At 64.3% G+C, this 15,169-nt stretch carries 10 protein-coding genes; 4 read left to right on the top strand and 6 right to left on the bottom strand.

The window, feature by feature from the left end; genetic code table 11:
* Positions 1-13: 13 nt before the first annotated feature.
* Together GYB81_RS15155 and GYB81_RS15150 are read right to left on the bottom strand one after the other, a co-directional pair.
* Entirely contained in the window at positions 14-919 is a 906-nt protein-coding gene (locus GYB81_RS15155) for a GIDE domain-containing protein (protein WP_161865197.1), read from the bottom strand.
* A gap of 10 nt (positions 920-929) precedes the next feature.
* Positions 930-1,502, bottom strand: a complete 573-nt coding sequence (locus tag GYB81_RS15150; RefSeq protein ID WP_161865198.1) for a LemA family protein — start codon at positions 1,500-1,502, stop codon at positions 930-932.
* A gap of 187 nt (positions 1,503-1,689) precedes the next feature.
* On the opposite strand from GYB81_RS15150, the gene GYB81_RS15145 reads away from it, so the two are divergent.
* On the top strand, positions 1,690-3,027 hold the full coding sequence (locus GYB81_RS15145) for an imelysin family protein (protein ID WP_161897883.1): 1,338 nt from the start codon (positions 1,690-1,692) through the stop codon (positions 3,025-3,027).
* A gap of 825 nt (positions 3,028-3,852) precedes the next feature.
* Here the strand turns inward: GYB81_RS15145 and GYB81_RS15140 are convergent.
* Together GYB81_RS15140 and GYB81_RS15135 are read right to left on the bottom strand one after the other, a co-directional pair.
* Positions 3,853-4,680 carry a helix-turn-helix transcriptional regulator gene (locus tag GYB81_RS15140; RefSeq protein ID WP_161865200.1) on the bottom strand — a complete coding sequence of 276 codons (828 nt, stop codon included), beginning with the start codon at positions 4,678-4,680 and terminating at the stop codon, positions 3,853-3,855.
* Between the two features lie 5 nt (positions 4,681-4,685).
* A complete protein-coding gene (locus GYB81_RS15135) occupies positions 4,686-5,255 on the bottom strand; it encodes a GNAT family N-acetyltransferase (protein ID WP_161865201.1) in 570 nt (189 codons plus the stop codon).
* Positions 5,256-5,457: 202 nt separating this feature from the next.
* On the opposite strand from GYB81_RS15135, the gene GYB81_RS15130 reads away from it, so the two are divergent.
* Positions 5,458-8,946, top strand: a complete 3,489-nt coding sequence (locus GYB81_RS15130) for a hybrid sensor histidine kinase/response regulator (protein WP_161865202.1) — start codon at positions 5,458-5,460, stop codon at positions 8,944-8,946.
* Positions 8,947-9,216: 270 nt separating this feature from the next.
* Positions 9,217-10,164 carry an alpha/beta fold hydrolase gene (locus GYB81_RS15125; RefSeq protein WP_161865203.1) on the top strand — a complete coding sequence of 316 codons (948 nt, stop codon included), beginning with the start codon at positions 9,217-9,219 and terminating at the stop codon, positions 10,162-10,164.
* 28 nt (positions 10,165-10,192) lie between these two features.
* Here GYB81_RS15125 and GYB81_RS15120 read toward each other — a convergent pair whose 3' ends face one another.
* Together GYB81_RS15120 and GYB81_RS15115 are read right to left on the bottom strand one after the other, a co-directional pair.
* Positions 10,193-11,554, bottom strand: coding sequence for a DNA recombination protein RmuC (locus GYB81_RS15120; RefSeq protein ID WP_161865356.1), 1,362 nt, complete (start codon positions 11,552-11,554; stop codon positions 10,193-10,195).
* 180 nt (positions 11,555-11,734) lie between these two features.
* Positions 11,735-11,986 carry an SEL1-like repeat protein gene (locus GYB81_RS15115; RefSeq protein ID WP_161865204.1) on the bottom strand — a complete coding sequence of 84 codons (252 nt, stop codon included), beginning with the start codon at positions 11,984-11,986 and terminating at the stop codon, positions 11,735-11,737.
* A 626-nt stretch (positions 11,987-12,612) separates the two neighbouring features.
* On the opposite strand from GYB81_RS15115, the gene GYB81_RS15110 reads away from it, so the two are divergent.
* A complete protein-coding gene (locus GYB81_RS15110; RefSeq protein WP_161865205.1) occupies positions 12,613-15,168 on the top strand; it encodes an intermembrane phospholipid transport YdbH family protein in 2,556 nt (851 codons plus the stop codon).
* Position 15,169: the final 1 nt, after the last annotated feature.

Genomic DNA, 15,169 nt, shown 5'->3' with positions numbered 1-15,169 from the left:
CCGGGCCCCAGACCTACCAATTCTGCACACCGAACAACCAGGCCGTGGCCAGCGCACCTGCCAGAAACAGCACGGCGCCGCCGCCAGCTTGCCAGTAGAAGTGGCGGGCCAGTTCATCCTCCCCACTGTTGGAAAGAATGAACGGCTGGCGCTCACCAGGCTTGGCCATCTGATGCCGCGCCGGTTCGGAGGCCTTCTGCCGGTGCCGGTCCTCGGCCTCCAGCTGCGCGGCCAGGCGCACGCGATTCCATTCCTGCTCATCGAGCTCACCGTTGCCGTCGCTGTCGAAGCGCCGCAGCAGCCCCGCGTAGTCGCCCTTCCATTCGCGAATCACCTCACCCTGAGCGGCATGCCTGTCGAACCCCTGCTGCGCGGCGCCGAGGGTGCGAAAATCTCCGATGGCATAGAGCGGCTGGCCAACATGGAAGCGCTCCTCGCTGTAGCGATAGCGCTGGCCACTGCTGAGAAAGCCGAACAGCCCGGTCTTGGCCGGGCCCAGCGGGTGGCGCAGATTGCCCTCCCACACCTCGTGCACCGCCGCTTTGATCTCGGCACCCCGCGGGTCGATAAGGCACTCGCCGGTGCCGTCGACCAGGCGCAACCAGGCGTCACTGGCGCCACTGTCGATCCCCCGCCAGCTACGCTTCTTGCCGCTGGAACGGTATTCCTCGATACGAAAGCGCCACCACAGGCACGGCTTGCCGGTCAGCGGCCCGCGAAGGTGCATGTCCGGTAGCGCTTCGAGCACACCGTAAAGCTCCACATAACCCTGAGCTGCCGAGCGGATCTTCGAGGTGGGCGTATCGAGTAGATGACGCGCCTGCGACCAGCGCCGCAGACACCACCAGGCGCCGCCAAGGCAAGCGCCGAGGGTAAGCGCCAGGGTGAAGAAGAAACCCAGCGGGTCAGCCTGCATCATCGACGGAGGCTCAGCTGAACAGCGACTTCATATCGACATCGGCCTTTTCCGCCTCGCTGAACACCAGCAGTTCGGCAGCCGGGAAGCTGAACAGGCGTGCGATGATCACGTCGGGAAACTGCTCAATGCGCACGTTGTTGAGGTTGACGGCCTCGTTGTACAGCTCACGGCGGTCTGCGATGCCATTCTCCAGTCCGCTGATGCGCTGCTGCAGATGCTGGAAGCTGTCGTTGGCCTTCAGCTCTGGATAGTTCTCGGCCAACGCGAACAGCTGGCCGAGACCGGCACGCAGGCCACTCTCGGCCTTGCCCAGAGCACCGACATCATGTTGCTCGCGAGCACTGGCCACGGCGCTGCGCGCAGCGATCACCCGCTCCAGGGTTGAGCCTTCGTACTGCATGTACTGCTTGCAGGTTTCCACCAGCTTGGGCAATTCGTCATGACGCTGTTTGAGCAGGACGTCGATGTTCGACCAGGCCTTGCCCACCCCATGCTTGAGGCGCACCAGGCCGTTGTACACAGACACCGCGTAGGCGCCGAGCAGGACAAGGACGACGATGACGATCACGGCGGTCAGGCTCATGCAGTTTTCTCCATGCAGAACTGCGTATCAGGTGCTGGCATTCTAACGGCAGCAGCGACCTCCAGCAGCGATATCACGCACAACGACGAATAATGGCCTTTACACATAATGCGAAACATTTGCATTATGTTGCGGTTTTTCAGGTACACCTGCGTACCGCCCATTCGTACATGCAAAGGACCCCGCCATGATTCGTATGCCCCTGGCCTCCGCCAGCCTGCTGGCCATCGCCATTTCACTCGCTGGCTGCGGCGAAGACAAAGCCCCTGCCACCCAGGCCGCAGCGCCTGCTGCCGCCACCGAGAGCGCGGCTCCGGCCGCTGCGGCAAAGGTCGACGAGGCAGCGGCAAAGGCTGTGGTCAATCATTACGCCGATCTGGCCCTGGCCGTATTCAGCGACGCTGCCAGCACCGGGAAGCAACTGCAGGCGGCAGTGGACGCCCTGCTCGCCAATCCCAGCGAAGACACACTGAAAGCAGCGCGTGAAGCCTGGCTGGCTGCTCGCGTGCCCTACATGCAGACCGAGGTGTTCCGTTTCGGTAACCCGGTGGTCGACGAATGGGAAGGCCAGCTCAATGCCTGGCCGCTGGACGAAGGCCTGATCGACTACGTTGCCGAGGATTACCAGCACGCGCTGGGCAACCCGGGTGCCCAGGCCAACATCATCGCCAATACCGAGATCCAGATCGGCGAAGACAAGATCGACGTCAGCGAGATCAACGGCGAACTTCTGGCCAGTCTGAACGAGCTGGGCGGTTCCGAAGCCAACGTCGCCACTGGCTACCACGCCATCGAATTCCTGCTCTGGGGCCAGGACCTGAACGGTACCGAGCCCGGTGCTGGCGAGCGTCCCTACACCGACTACCTGGTTGGCGAAGGCGCCACTGGCGGTCACAACGAGCGCCGCCGCACCTACCTGAAAGCCGCCACCGACCTGCTGGTCAGCGATCTGGATGAAATGGTCGAGCAGTGGAAGGACGGCGTGGAAGGCAACTACCGCAGCGAGCTGGTCGCCGACTCCGCCGAGAACGGCCTGCGCAAGATGCTGTTCGGCATGGGCAGCCTGTCGCTCGGCGAGCTGGCTGGTGAGCGCATGAAGGTGGCGCTGGAGGCCAACTCCACCGAAGACGAGCACGACTGCTTCAGCGATAACACCCACAACTCGCACTTCTACAACGGCAAGGGCATTCGCAACGTCTATCTGGGCGAGTACAAGAAGGTCGACGGCAGCACCCTGACCGGCCCGAGCCTGTCCGAGCTGGTCGCCAAGGCCGACGCCCAGGCCGATGCCGCCCTCAAGGCCGACCTGCAGGAAACCGAAGCCAAGCTGCAGGCACTGGTCGACAGCGCCGAGAAGAACAATGTGCACTTCGACCAGTTGATCGCAGCCGACAACGCCGAAGGCCAGCAACTGGTGCGTGACGCCATCGCCGCCCTGGTCAAGCAGACCGGCGCAATCGAGCAGGCCGCGGGCAAGCTGGGCATCAGCGACCTGAACCCGGACCCCGCCGACCACGAGTTCTGATCGACGCAGCGGGCTGAAGAAGCCGGCGCCTCCGTAAGGAGCGCCGGTTTTTTTATGGTTCTTGGCATATTTTTGGGGGAAGTGCGGGTTGACACCGGACTGGCAATTACGTGTTAGCTGTCGATGACTTGGCACTCTCCGTTAGCGCGTCGCCTGGCCTGATGGGTTTCGCCCCTTACGGGCGAGTCACTTTCTCTTGCTTGCCCAAGAGAAAGTAACCAAAGAGAAGGGCACCCCGTTCATCCGGCCCCGGCTGCACCGGGGTTCCCTCGTTCCATCACCGCTCCAGGGGCACGCCACGAAGGGCCGTCCCTGGCCCATCGTGGCTCTCGCGACATCCATGTCGCTCAACCCCTTCCGCGGCGATTCCACTCGGCCTCCTGAAGGGGGACTTGGGCGTCGTCTGTACCATCGCAGTTGAAGAGCAAAGGCAAAAGCCAGACGCCGCCAATTTCAACTTCGCAAAGCTTATGCAAGCTCGCGACCCGGTCCCCTTCAGGAGGCCGAGTGGAGGTGTTGCGTAGGGGGATGAGCCGCATCGATGCGGCGGGAGGCTTAATGGGCCAGGGACGGCCCTTGTAAGCCGGCCCCCAGAGCAGCACCGGAGCGAGGAAACGCAGCGAAGCGGAGTAACAGCCGCAGGCTGGCCCGCAGGGTGAGCGCAGCGAATCAAGGTGTGGCGCCCGTAAGGGGTGCAACCCAAACGCTCAGTACACGCGGTAATGGATAGTGCTGAGTCAGAATGCGATACGCACACAAACTTGCCAGTCCGGTATCAAACCTATCCTCCCCGCGAAAATGCGAAGAACCCTTTTATACCTGCTGTCAGCTCCGGGCCACCGCACTGCGGTATTCGCCAGGGCTCACCCCATAGGCCTGCTTGAACTGCCGCGACAGATGACTCTGATCGGCAAAGCCCAGCTGCGTGGCCACATTGACCGCCGTGCAGCCCGTCTTGAGCAACGCCCGGGCCTGCTCCAGGCGCCGCTGCTTGAGCCAGGCGTGCGGCGGCAACCCGGTCGCACGGCGAAATACCCGGGCGAAATGAAACGGCGAGAGGCTGACCGCAGCCGCCAGTTCTTCCAGCGACGGCGGCTCGCTCAGGCGCTCGGCGAGCATCTGCTTGGCGCAGGCCACGGCCCAAGGCTCACGCCCCGGCGCAGCTGGCTCGGCAAGCCGTGCGTGACGCCGGAACAGCAGCAGAATGGCCTCACGCCAGGCCAGTTGCTGCTGCAATGCTTCGGCACCGTCCTCAAGCAGGCAGTGCAGTTGCAGGAAGGCGCTGTGCAACTGCGGATCATGCAGCACGCTGGAGGAAAACGACGGCATACCCGCCTTGGCCAGCCCCAGTTCCTGCAGCGCCCCCAGCACCTGGTCATTACCCGGGTAGAAGCCGCGATAGCGCCAGCCGTCCTCATGCGCCTTGGAGCCGGTGTGCACTTCGTCCGGATTGATCAGCACCATGCTGCCCTGCGGAGCCAGATGGTCGCTGCCACGATGGCGAAAGCGCTGCGCGCCATGCTCGATCACGGTAAACACGAAGCCTTCATGCACGTGAGGCGCGAAACGCTGTTCGAGGTAGCGTGCCTGCAGCAGCTCGACCCCGCTCAATGCGGAGGCCTGCCAGAAGCGGGTCTGCTCGCGGGTCTGCATGCTGTTCAGGCGCCGAAGCCCGCCTCCATCGCCTCGCGCAGCGCCGGCCATTGCTGGTCGGTGATGCTGTAAAGCACCGTGTCGTCGAGGCGGCCATCGGCGAGCCGCCGATGGTTGCGCAGCAGCCCTTCGCGGAGGGCGCCCAGCTTCTCGATGGCACGTTGCGAGCGCAGGTTGCTGGCGGCAGTTTTCAGCTGTACCCGGACCATGCCCCAGTTGTCGAACGCATGCCGGAGCATCAGGTACTTGATGGTGGTATTCAGACCGCTGCCGTGCTGGTTGCGATCGAGCCAGGTCCAGCCGATTTCACAGGCTGGCAGGCTGTTCATGAAGTCGCCGAAGCGGGTGGTCCCCACCAGCGCGTCGCCCAGGCGAATGACGAAAGGAAGTGCCCGCTGCTCGCGCAAATCGGCCAGAGCGCTGCGGTACCAGTCCAGGCGCTGGGTACCGCTCATGTACAGCAGCTCCTCGCGATTGGCCTCGGCCAACGCCACCAGCGCAGGGATATCCGCGTCGCAAAGCGGTTCCAGGCGCAAAGCGCCACGTTGCAAAGTTACCAGTTGCGGCTTGAACATAGGGTGCTTCCTCAGGACCTTCCTTGGCTTACTTGCAAACCGGCCACGCTATCAGGCCCTGGGCTGCGACACAATCGAGCCTTGTCGCAAAGCACAGCGTCGCCCCTGCGACCTTGGTCGCAGCCGACAGCACCCGGCTTTGTGCAACACTGATCCCCATCGTTTCGTCCTGTTTCGTTCCACTGCGTGTTTCGGAGTCTGCATGTCGCTGTCCCCCGGGCTGATCGCCGCGGTCGCCCTGATCTACATGGCCATTCTTTTCGCCATCGCCTTCTATGGCGACCGCCGCAGCGCGCCGATGCCGCCGAAAGTCCGTGCATGGGTGTATTCGCTGTCGCTTGCGGTGTACTGCACCAGCTGGACCTTCTTCGGCGCCGTCGGCCAGGCAGCCGAACAGCTGTGGTCGTTCCTGCCGATCTACCTGGGCCCGATCATCCTGTTGCTGACCATGCCCTGGGTGCTGCAGAAGATGGTGATGATCAGCAAGCAGGAAAACATCACCTCCATCGCCGACTTCATCGCCGCGCGCTACGGCAAGTCGCAGTCGCTGGCCATCGTCGTCGCGCTGATTTGTCTGGTGGGCGTGCTGCCCTACATCGCCCTGCAGCTCAAGGGCATCGTGCTCGGGGTCAATCTGCTGATCGGCGTGCACGCCCAGGACACCGGCACCAGCGCACAGGACACCGCACTGATCGTTTCGCTGGCGCTGGCGCTGTTCACCATTCTGTTCGGCACGCGCAATCTCGACGTCACCGAACACCACCGCGGCATGGTGCTGGCCATCGCCTTCGAATCGCTGGTCAAGCTGCTGGCCTTCCTCGCCGTTGGCGCCTTCGTCACCTTCGGCCTGTACAACGGCTTCAACGACCTGCTGCTGCAGGCGCACAACACTGCAGAACTGGACGATTTCTGGAACGAGGCGGTGAACTGGCCGGCGATGCTGGTGCAGACCGGCATGGCCATGATCGCCATCGTCTGCCTGCCGCGACAGTTCCATGTCACCGTGGTGGAAAACATCGAACCCAAGGACCTGCGCCTGGCTCGCTGGGTTTTTCCGGCCTATCTGGTGCTGGCGGCACTGTTCGTCGTGCCCATCGCCCTGGCCGGGCAGATGCTGCTGCCGGCCGGCGTGACGCCGGACTCCTTCGTCATCAGCCTGCCGCTGGCCGAAGCTCATCCGGGGCTGGCGGTACTGGCATTCATCGGCGGCGCCTCGGCGGCTACCGGCATGGTGATCGTCGCTTCGGTGGCGCTGTCGACCATGATTTCCAACGACATGCTGCTGCCCTGGCTGCTGCGTCGGCAGAGCACGGAGCGGCCTTTCGAGGCCTTCCGTCACTGGATGCTCACCGCTCGCCGGGTCAGCATCGTGCTGATCCTGCTGCTGGCCTACGTCTGCTATCGCCTGCTCGGCGAAGGCACCAGCCTGGCGACCATCGGCCAGGTCTCGTTCGCCGCCATCGGCCAGCTGGCGCCGGCAATGTTCGGCGCCCTGGTGTGGAAGCAGGCCAACCGCCGCGGCGTGTTCGCCGGCCTGATCTTCGGCGCCATGCTCTGGTTCTACACTCTGGTGCTGCCACTGGCGGCACGTGGCATGGGTTGGTCGCTGGACAGCTTCCCGGGGCTCACCGCCCTGCTCTACGCCCCCATCGGCCTGCAGGTCGATCCGCTGACGCGCGGCGTGGTGCTGTCGCTGGCCGGCAACATGCTGCTGTTCGCCTGGGTATCCTGGTTCTCGCGAACTCGGGTTTCCGAACACTGGCAGGCCGGGCGCTTCATTGGCCATGACCTGGGCACCAAGCCCAGCAGCCGCAGCCTGCTGGCGGTGCAGGTGGCCGACCTGCTGATGCTGTCCAGCCGCTTCGTCGGCGAGGAGCGCGCCCGTCAGAGCTTTACCCGCTTCGCCTTGCGCCAGGGTAAAAGCAAGAACTTCGACCCCAATCAGCCGGCCAATAGCGAATGGATCGCCCACACCGAACGCCTGCTCGCCGGTGTGCTCGGTGCATCGTCGACCCGCGCGGTGGTCAAGGCGGCCATCGAAGGCCGCGAGATGCAGGTCGAAGACGTGGTGCGCATCGTCGACGAAGCCAGCGAGGTGCTGCAGTTCAACCGCGCCCTGCTGCAGGGCGCGATCGAGAACATCACCCAGGGCATCAGCGTGGTCGACCAGAACCTGCGCCTGGTGGCCTGGAATCACCGCTATTTGGAATTGTTCGAGTATCCCGAGGGGCTGATCTACGTCGGCCGGCCGATTGCCGAGATCATCCGCTTCAACGCCGAGCGCGGCATGCTCGGCAGCGGTGATGTCGAAGAGAACGTCGCCAAGCGCCTGTACTGGATGCGCCAGGGCACCGCGCACAGTTATGAGCGGGTGTTCCCCAATGGCCGGGTGATCGAGCTGATCGGCAACCCCATGCCCGGCGGCGGCTTCGTCATGAGCTTCACCGACATCACCGAATTCCGCGAAGCCGAGCGCGCCCTCAAGGACGCCAACGAGAGCCTGGAGCGGCGAGTGGCCGAGCGCACCTTTGAGCTGTCGAAACTGAACCAGGCGCTGACCGAGGCCAAGGCCCACGCCGAAGCCGCCAACCAGTCGAAGACGCGCTTCCTGGCGGCGGTCAGCCATGACCTGATGCAGCCCCTCAATGCTGCGCGCCTGTTCTCCGCAGCGCTGGCCCATCAGGACGACGCCCTGCCCAGCGAAGCCAAGGAACTGGTCCGGCACCTGGACAGCTCGCTGCGCTCGGCCGAAGACCTGATCACCGACCTGCTGGATATCTCGCGCCTGGAGAACGGCCGAATCACCCCGGATCGCCACCCCTTCGCCCTCTCCAGCCTGTTCGATACCCTCGCTGCCGAATTTGGCGTGCTGGCTGCAGAACAGGGCATCGACCTGCGCGTGCACGGCAGCCGGCAGTGGATCGACAGCGACATCAAGCTGCTGCGCCGGGTATTGCAGAACTTCCTGACCAACGCCTTCCGCTACGCCAAGGGTCGCGTGGTACTGGGCGTACGCCGCGAAGGCGAGCAGTTGCGTCTGGAAGTGTGGGACCGTGGCATGGGCATCCCCGAGGACAAGCGCAAGGTGATCTTCGAAGAATTCAAGCGCCTGGACAGCCACCAGACCCGCGCCGAGAAAGGTTTGGGCCTCGGCCTGGCGATTGCCGATGGCCTGTGCCGCGTGCTCGGCCATCGCCTGGAGGTGCGCTCCTGGCCGGGCAAGGGCAGCGTGTTCAGCGTCAGCGTACCGCTGGCGAGAAAACCGGCACCGAAACCACAGGGCCCGACCGTTTCGGTGGCGGACGGGCAACCGCTGCAAGGCACTCAGGTGATCTGCATCGACAACGAGGACAGCATCCTCACCGGCATGTACAGCCTGCTCTCGCGTTGGGGCTGCCAGGTATGGACGGCGCGCAACCGTCTGGAATGCGAGCATCTGCTCAGCGAAGACGTGCATCCGCAGCTGGCGCTGGTGGATTACCACCTCGACGAGGGCGAGACCGGCACCGAGCTGATGGCCTGGCTGCGCACGCGCCTGGGCGAACCGGTGCCCGGCGTGGTGATCAGCGCCGACGGCCGTCCGGAACTGGTCGCCGAGGTGCATGCCGCAGGCCTCGACTACCTGCCCAAACCGGTCAAGCCGGCCGCCCTGCGCGCATTGCTCAGTCGCCATCTGGTGTTGCGCGGTTAAGGTCAGGCGTCTTGCCTGGACCGCATGTGCCTGCCTGCGACCGAGCCCCTAACCAAGGGTTGGACTTGCGCGGCGCAGGCTCTCAACAAAAATGGCCAGAATGCCCGTTCCAGAGCGGCGTGGAGGTTCGTCCCCCACAGCTGATGCCGCCCCCGCCACGGCTAGGCACAGGCGCGCCAGCGCTCAACAATGGTCCTTACACCACAGGATGTAATGATCATTCCCGGAGCCTGCCATGCCCCTGCGTACCCAGCCACTCGGTATCTTGCGATGAATGCACCGCTGCCAATTCGTGACCTGCCACCCCGCCAGCTGGATATTGATAGCGACGGCCTGCGTCTGCGCGCCTATCTCTGGGACAGGCCCGGTGCTCCGACTCTGCTGCTGGTGCATGGCTATCCCGACAGCCACGAGATCTGGCGCCCGCTGATCCATGAGCTGGCCGGCGACTATCGAATCGTCGCCTACGATGTGCGTGGCTGTGGTGCATCCGAGATGCCGAAACGACTGCGCGACTACCGCCTGGAGCAGTTGGGGCGCGACCTGGCAGCGGTGGTGCAAGCCACCAGCGCGGATCGCCCGGTACACCTGGTCGCCCATGACTGGGGCTCGATCCAGAGCTGGGAGGCCGTGACCGAGCCAGGTATCCAGCCGCTGCTGGCGTCCTACACCAGCATCTCCGGCCCCTGCCTCGACCATGTCGGCCACTGGATGCGCGAGCGCCTGAGCCTGCGCCGCCCTGATGCCCTGCTGCAGGCACTGAGACAACTGCTCAGCTCCTGGTACATCGCCTTCTTTCACATTCCGTTGCTACCGGAACTGGGCTGGCGCCTGGGCCTGGATCGAGCCTGGCCCAGGCTGCTGCGGCGCCTCGAAGGCGTGCGTAACCTGCCGTCGAGCCCGACGCAGCGCAGCGATGGCATGCACGGCGTGCAGCTGTATCGCGCCAACTTCATACGCAGTCTGTTCAGACCGCGCTCGCGCAGCACCCGCGTGCCGGTGCAATTGATCGTGCCGTTGCACGACCGCTTCGTGCGCCCGCAACTGTTCGAGGATTTGCAACGCTGGGCGCCACTGCTGACCCGCCGGGAAGTTCGCGCCGGCCATTGGCAACTGCTGGCCGAACCCACTGCGCTGGCCGGCTGGCTGCGCGACTATGTGGACAGGCTCGAACAACCCAGCCCTCGGCCGGACCGACCGGAAGACAACCCAAGCTAGCGACGCGGCGATAAGGAGCGACGGCCGCTCACTCGCCCAGTTCGTCCAATGCCGGCAGATCGGCAGAGCGTTCGAGCAACTCGCCCGGCAGGCTCTTGCTCGCGCGGGCGCCCAGCAGCTTGAGGTTTTCCACACGACCGACGAGGTTGCCGCGGCCGTCGACCAACTTGTTGCGCGCGCTGGCGTAGGCCTTGTCCAGCTGCTGCAGGCGATTGCCCATTTCGTCCAGATCGGCGACGAAGGCCACGAACTTGTCGTACAGCTGGCCGGCGCGCTCGGCGATCTCGCGCGCATTCTGGCCCTGGCGCTCCTGACGCCAGAGGCTGTCGATCACCCGCAGGGTCGCCAGCAAGGTGGTCGGGCTGACGATCACCACCTGCTGCTCGAAAGCCTCCTGAAACAGGTCCGGCTCTGCCTGCAACGCCGCGGCGAAAGCGGCTTCGATGGGCACGAAGAGCAGGACGAAATCCAGGCTGTGCAGGCCTTCGAGGCGCTGGTAATCCTTGCCGGAAAGCCCCTTGAGGTGGCTGCGCAGGGAGATCAGGTGCTGCTTGAGTGCTTGCTGACGAATCGGCTCGTCCACCGCCGAGACATACTGCTGGTAGGCACTGAGGCTGACCTTGGCATCGACGATCACCTGCTTGTCGCCGGGCAGGCGGATCAGCACGTCAGGCTGGAAGCGCTCGCCGCCGGCGCCCTTGAGGCTGACCTGGGTCTGGTATTCGCGCCCCTTCTCCAGGCCGGCATGCTCCAGTACACGCTCCAGCACCAGCTCGCCCCAGTTGCCCTGGGTCTTCTGTCCCTTGAGTGCACGGGTCAGGTTGGTCGCTTCGTCGCCCAGGCGCTGGTTGAGCTGTTGCAGGCGCTCCAGCTCCTTGCTCAGGGAAAAGCGTTCGCGCGCCTCTTGTTGATAACTCTCGTCGACGCGCTTCTCGAATGCCTGTATGCGCTCCTTGAGCGGGTCGAGCAGTTGGCCGAGGCGCTGCTGGCTGGTCTCGGCGAAACGCTGCTCGCGCTCGTCGAAGATCTTCGTCGCCAACTCGGAGAACTGGGCACGCAGCTCATTGCGCGCGCCCTGCAGGTCATCGAGGCGTTGCTGCTGGTTATCGCGGTTCTCCTGCAGCTCGGCCGCCAGTGCCGCACATTCTGCGGTCAGCCGGCGCAGCTCGGCTTCGTTGCGTTCACGCTGCTGATTCCAGGATTGAGCGGCCTCGCGAGCGATCTGTCGCTCCTGCTGCAGCAGTTCGTTCTCGCGGCGCAGGCCGGCCAGCTCGGTCTGCTGGTCAACCTTGATCTCGCTGATCTCGGCCAGCTCGGCACGGCAGGCATCGAGCTGCGCCAGCACACCGGCCTGGCTCAGCTGGGCGTGCTCCAGGCGCTCCTGCAGCAGCGCATGTTCGCCCTGCTCGCGAGTCAGTCGGCGCTGCAGTGACCAGAGCGCCGCCAACAGCGGGACCAGCGCGACGACGGCGCCAATGGCGAGAGAGAGAGGATCGATTGGCATAGACGCTCCATGTTGAACCGCCGAGCAGTATACCCAGCCAGCGATTCACACGGGGCCAGCACGCATTCAGCGTGACAGGCGCTCCAGCTCCAGCTGGGCGCAGCGGTCGCCTGCACGAGCGGCCTGGCGCAGCAGCTCATAGCCGATACGGCGATCACGGGTGTTGCCGCAGTCGCGGCAGAGCAGTTGGCCCAGGCGGCTTTGCGCCTGCACACAGCCTCTGCGCGCGGGCTGCTTGAGCAGATTGCCGGCGATGCGCTTGACGCTGGGGGTGTGGCCCAGACGCGGATTGTCGAGCAGCCATAGCGCAACGCGCATGGGCAGACGAGAAGAAGCGGAGCCAGTAGCAGAGGACGAAGAAGGTAAAGCGCGAGGCATAAATAAAGGGGGGTGACTGCCGGGGCGCGCCACTCTACTCCTTTTTTGCCGAAGGTAAAGTCTTGCCTGGCGGATGGATTGTCGTTCCATAAAAGAGTTCCGCCACAATCCACAGAAGCTGTGGATAACTCCGTGAACAACTTGAGCGAAAGCGCTGCCAGGCCCGATGTTTCGGGGCCCCGAGACAAACTGTCGATTTTTTCACCAATGAAAAAAATGCATATTTTTCATTGACTTAAAAATCATCCACGAAAAATCAAACGTTTAGCGACGTTTCTGACAGTGATGTGACAGGCTGCTTCAGCTTTGTGCACAACTCGCTGCGACATATCCGCGCAGCGCTCTGTTTCGGGGCATCTAAACGACTCATGCAGCCGACATGCGGGTCTGCGATAACCTCTCCCTGCACCAGAAACTGCACCCAGCGAAACGGCCGTGGTCGGTCCGCCTATCCATGGCAGATCGCACGCAGGGTCGAACAAGCGCCACTGCGCGAAATCAGATCGGCTTGGCACCCTTCGGAGCATGGGGTACCGTCCCGCAACTGCACCTGGCAAGGAGAACTCATGAGCCGCTGGCGTTTCTGGCTGAGCATCTGCATGGCGATTGCGGTGCTGCTATCGCTAGTGGCCTGCTACGCCGCCTATCGCATGCAGCAGTTGCTCGACGAGCAGCATGTCGAGCTGGACTGGCAGGGAGTGAGCCTCACCTGGCGTGGCCTGTGGCTGCGCGAGGTGAGCCTGGTGCAGCGGCAACAGGATGAATTGCACGCTCACGCCAAGCAGGTGCATCTGCAATGGCTGGCCAGCGAAACGCCGCGCTACCGCCTGGCTGCGCAGGGCCTGCGAGTGGAGTGGCTGCCGACACAGACAGAGGCGCAAAACCCGCCCGACAGCGACCTCGACGCCACCTTCCAGGCAATATCGAATGCCCTGCCCTGGCTGCCGAGGCAGATCGAACTACGTGACATCCATGCGCAACTGCCTTGCCTCAATGGCCGTTGCGCACTCGATGGCGAGCTCGACCTGCAGCGTCTGGACGATACCTTGCATCTACGCGCGCGACTGCTACGCGAAAACCACAGCGCAGTATTGCAAGCACATCTGCAGGGACTCGATGGCGCCCTGGATAGTGCGCGCCAGTTGCAGATGACCCTGCACCTTGATGAACAACAACAGATGGAGCTGCACAGCGACCTGGCCGCTCAGGGCGATGCACTGCAATGGAACGGCAACCTGCTACTGGCACCGCTGCAGGAAATCGCCTGGGTCGCCGCCTGGCTGAGCGAGTGGACATCGCTGGACACCGCCAATCTGCCAGCGACGCCGCAGCAGGCCGGCATCATCGCCCAGTGGCAACTGCAGCTGCCGCAGACCACCCGCCAGCTCGGCGAGCTGCTGACCGCGCCTGGATGGTTACGTGTCGATGCCCAACTGCCGCAGCCCTGGCCACTGCCCGGCATAGGCCTGCTCAGCGGTGAACTGCAGCTCGACCTGCGCAATGCCACAGGAGCCTGGCAAGCGCGCAAGCTGCACGGCAACCTGAACCTCGATACCCGGGATGCGCCCTGGCTGATGGCACTGCCAGGCGGCCTCAGAACAAGCCGCCTGCACATGCAGCTGCAGCCGCTGGAAAGCAACCCGGATACCCCACTGGCCCTGCAGCTGAAGCTCGTCGCGGAAGGGGCCTTGCAGGGGCAGGCCAACGCCGAACTTGGCCTGCAGCAATCGCGCGACTGGGCGCTTGAGGTGCGCCAGTTGCAGCTCGATGCCCGCGCCAAGCGAGTGGACCTGGGCAGTAATCGAGCCGATGGCCTGCAGCTGAATCTCGACCTGTCTGGCAGGGTCACGGCGCAACAGCTGCAACTCGCGCTGGCCGCCAACTCGCGTCTGGAGATCCAGCGCCTGCGCGGTACCGACCTGGATCTGCAACAGGCCCGGTTGACACTCGCCGGCCTGGGCGTGGCCGGCGCGCCCCATGCGCCGACGCTGTCCGGCCCGCTTGCGCTGCGCGTGCAGAATCTGCAGCACGCACAACTGCAGGCCCAGGGCTGGCAATGGCAGGGCCAGATGGAGGCCGACAGCGCTCGCCAGAAGCTCGATGGCGCCCTGTTGGCCGACTCAGGCTTGAGCATGGCTCTGGGACTGAACAATACCGCCGATGGCCTGGCGCTGGACGCCACGCTCGATGAGCTCTTCCTGCGTGCCGGTAACCCGCTCGCGCAAACCCTGGCCAATTGGCCGCCACTGTTGACCCTGGAAAACGGCCGCATTCAGGGCAACGCCAGCCTCAACCTGCCCAGCGGCAAGCCTCTGCAACTGCGGGCGAAGCTCAGCGGCAAGGGCCTGGCCGGTATCTACGACCGCAGCACGCTGAGCGGTGTGGATGGCGAACTGCAGCTGCACCTGGCGGGCGACCGCCTCACGCTGGAACTGCCGAGCCTCAGCGCCAGACAGATCGACCCCGGCATCGCCCTCGGCCCGTTGCATGTGCAGGCCAGCTATCAGGCCAGCCTGCAGCATCCGATGACCGGCAAGCTCAGCCATCAGCGCGCAGAACTGGGAGTCCTCGGCGGCAGCCTGCGCCTGGAACCGGCGACCTGGGCACTGGATCGGTCGAGCCAGCTGCTGCCACTGAAGCTCAGTGGCCTCGACCTGCAGGAGCTGTTTCGCGTCTATCCAGCCGAGGGGCTGGCCGGTAACGGGCTGATCGACGGCACCCTGCCCCTGCGCTTGGGCGGTGCCATCAGTATCGAGCAGGGCCTGATCGAAGCCAGGCCACCGGGAGGGCAACTGCGTTTTCGCTCGCCGCGCATCCGTGCCATGGGTCAGGCAAACCCGGGCATGAAGCTGGTCACCGACGCGCTGGAAGACTTCCACTACGATCTGCTCAGCAGTAGCCTCGACTATGATCAGTCCGGCACACTGCGTCTCGGCATGCGTCTACATGGACAGAACCCGGCCATCGAGCAGGGCCGCCCGATTCACTTCAACATCAATCTGGAAGAAGACATTCCGACCCTGCTGGCGAGCCTGCAACTGACCGACAAGGTCAGTGACATCATCCAGCGACGGATTCAGCAACGGATGCGCCAGCGCGTCCCTCAAGAAACCAAGGAGTAGC

The sequence above is a fragment of the Pseudomonas yangonensis genome (assembly GCF_009932725.1).
Lineage (GTDB): Bacteria > Pseudomonadota > Gammaproteobacteria > Pseudomonadales > Pseudomonadaceae > Aquipseudomonas > Aquipseudomonas yangonensis.
Note: the sequence above shows the minus strand (reverse complement) of the source record. Positions and strands in the feature narration are given on the sequence as shown.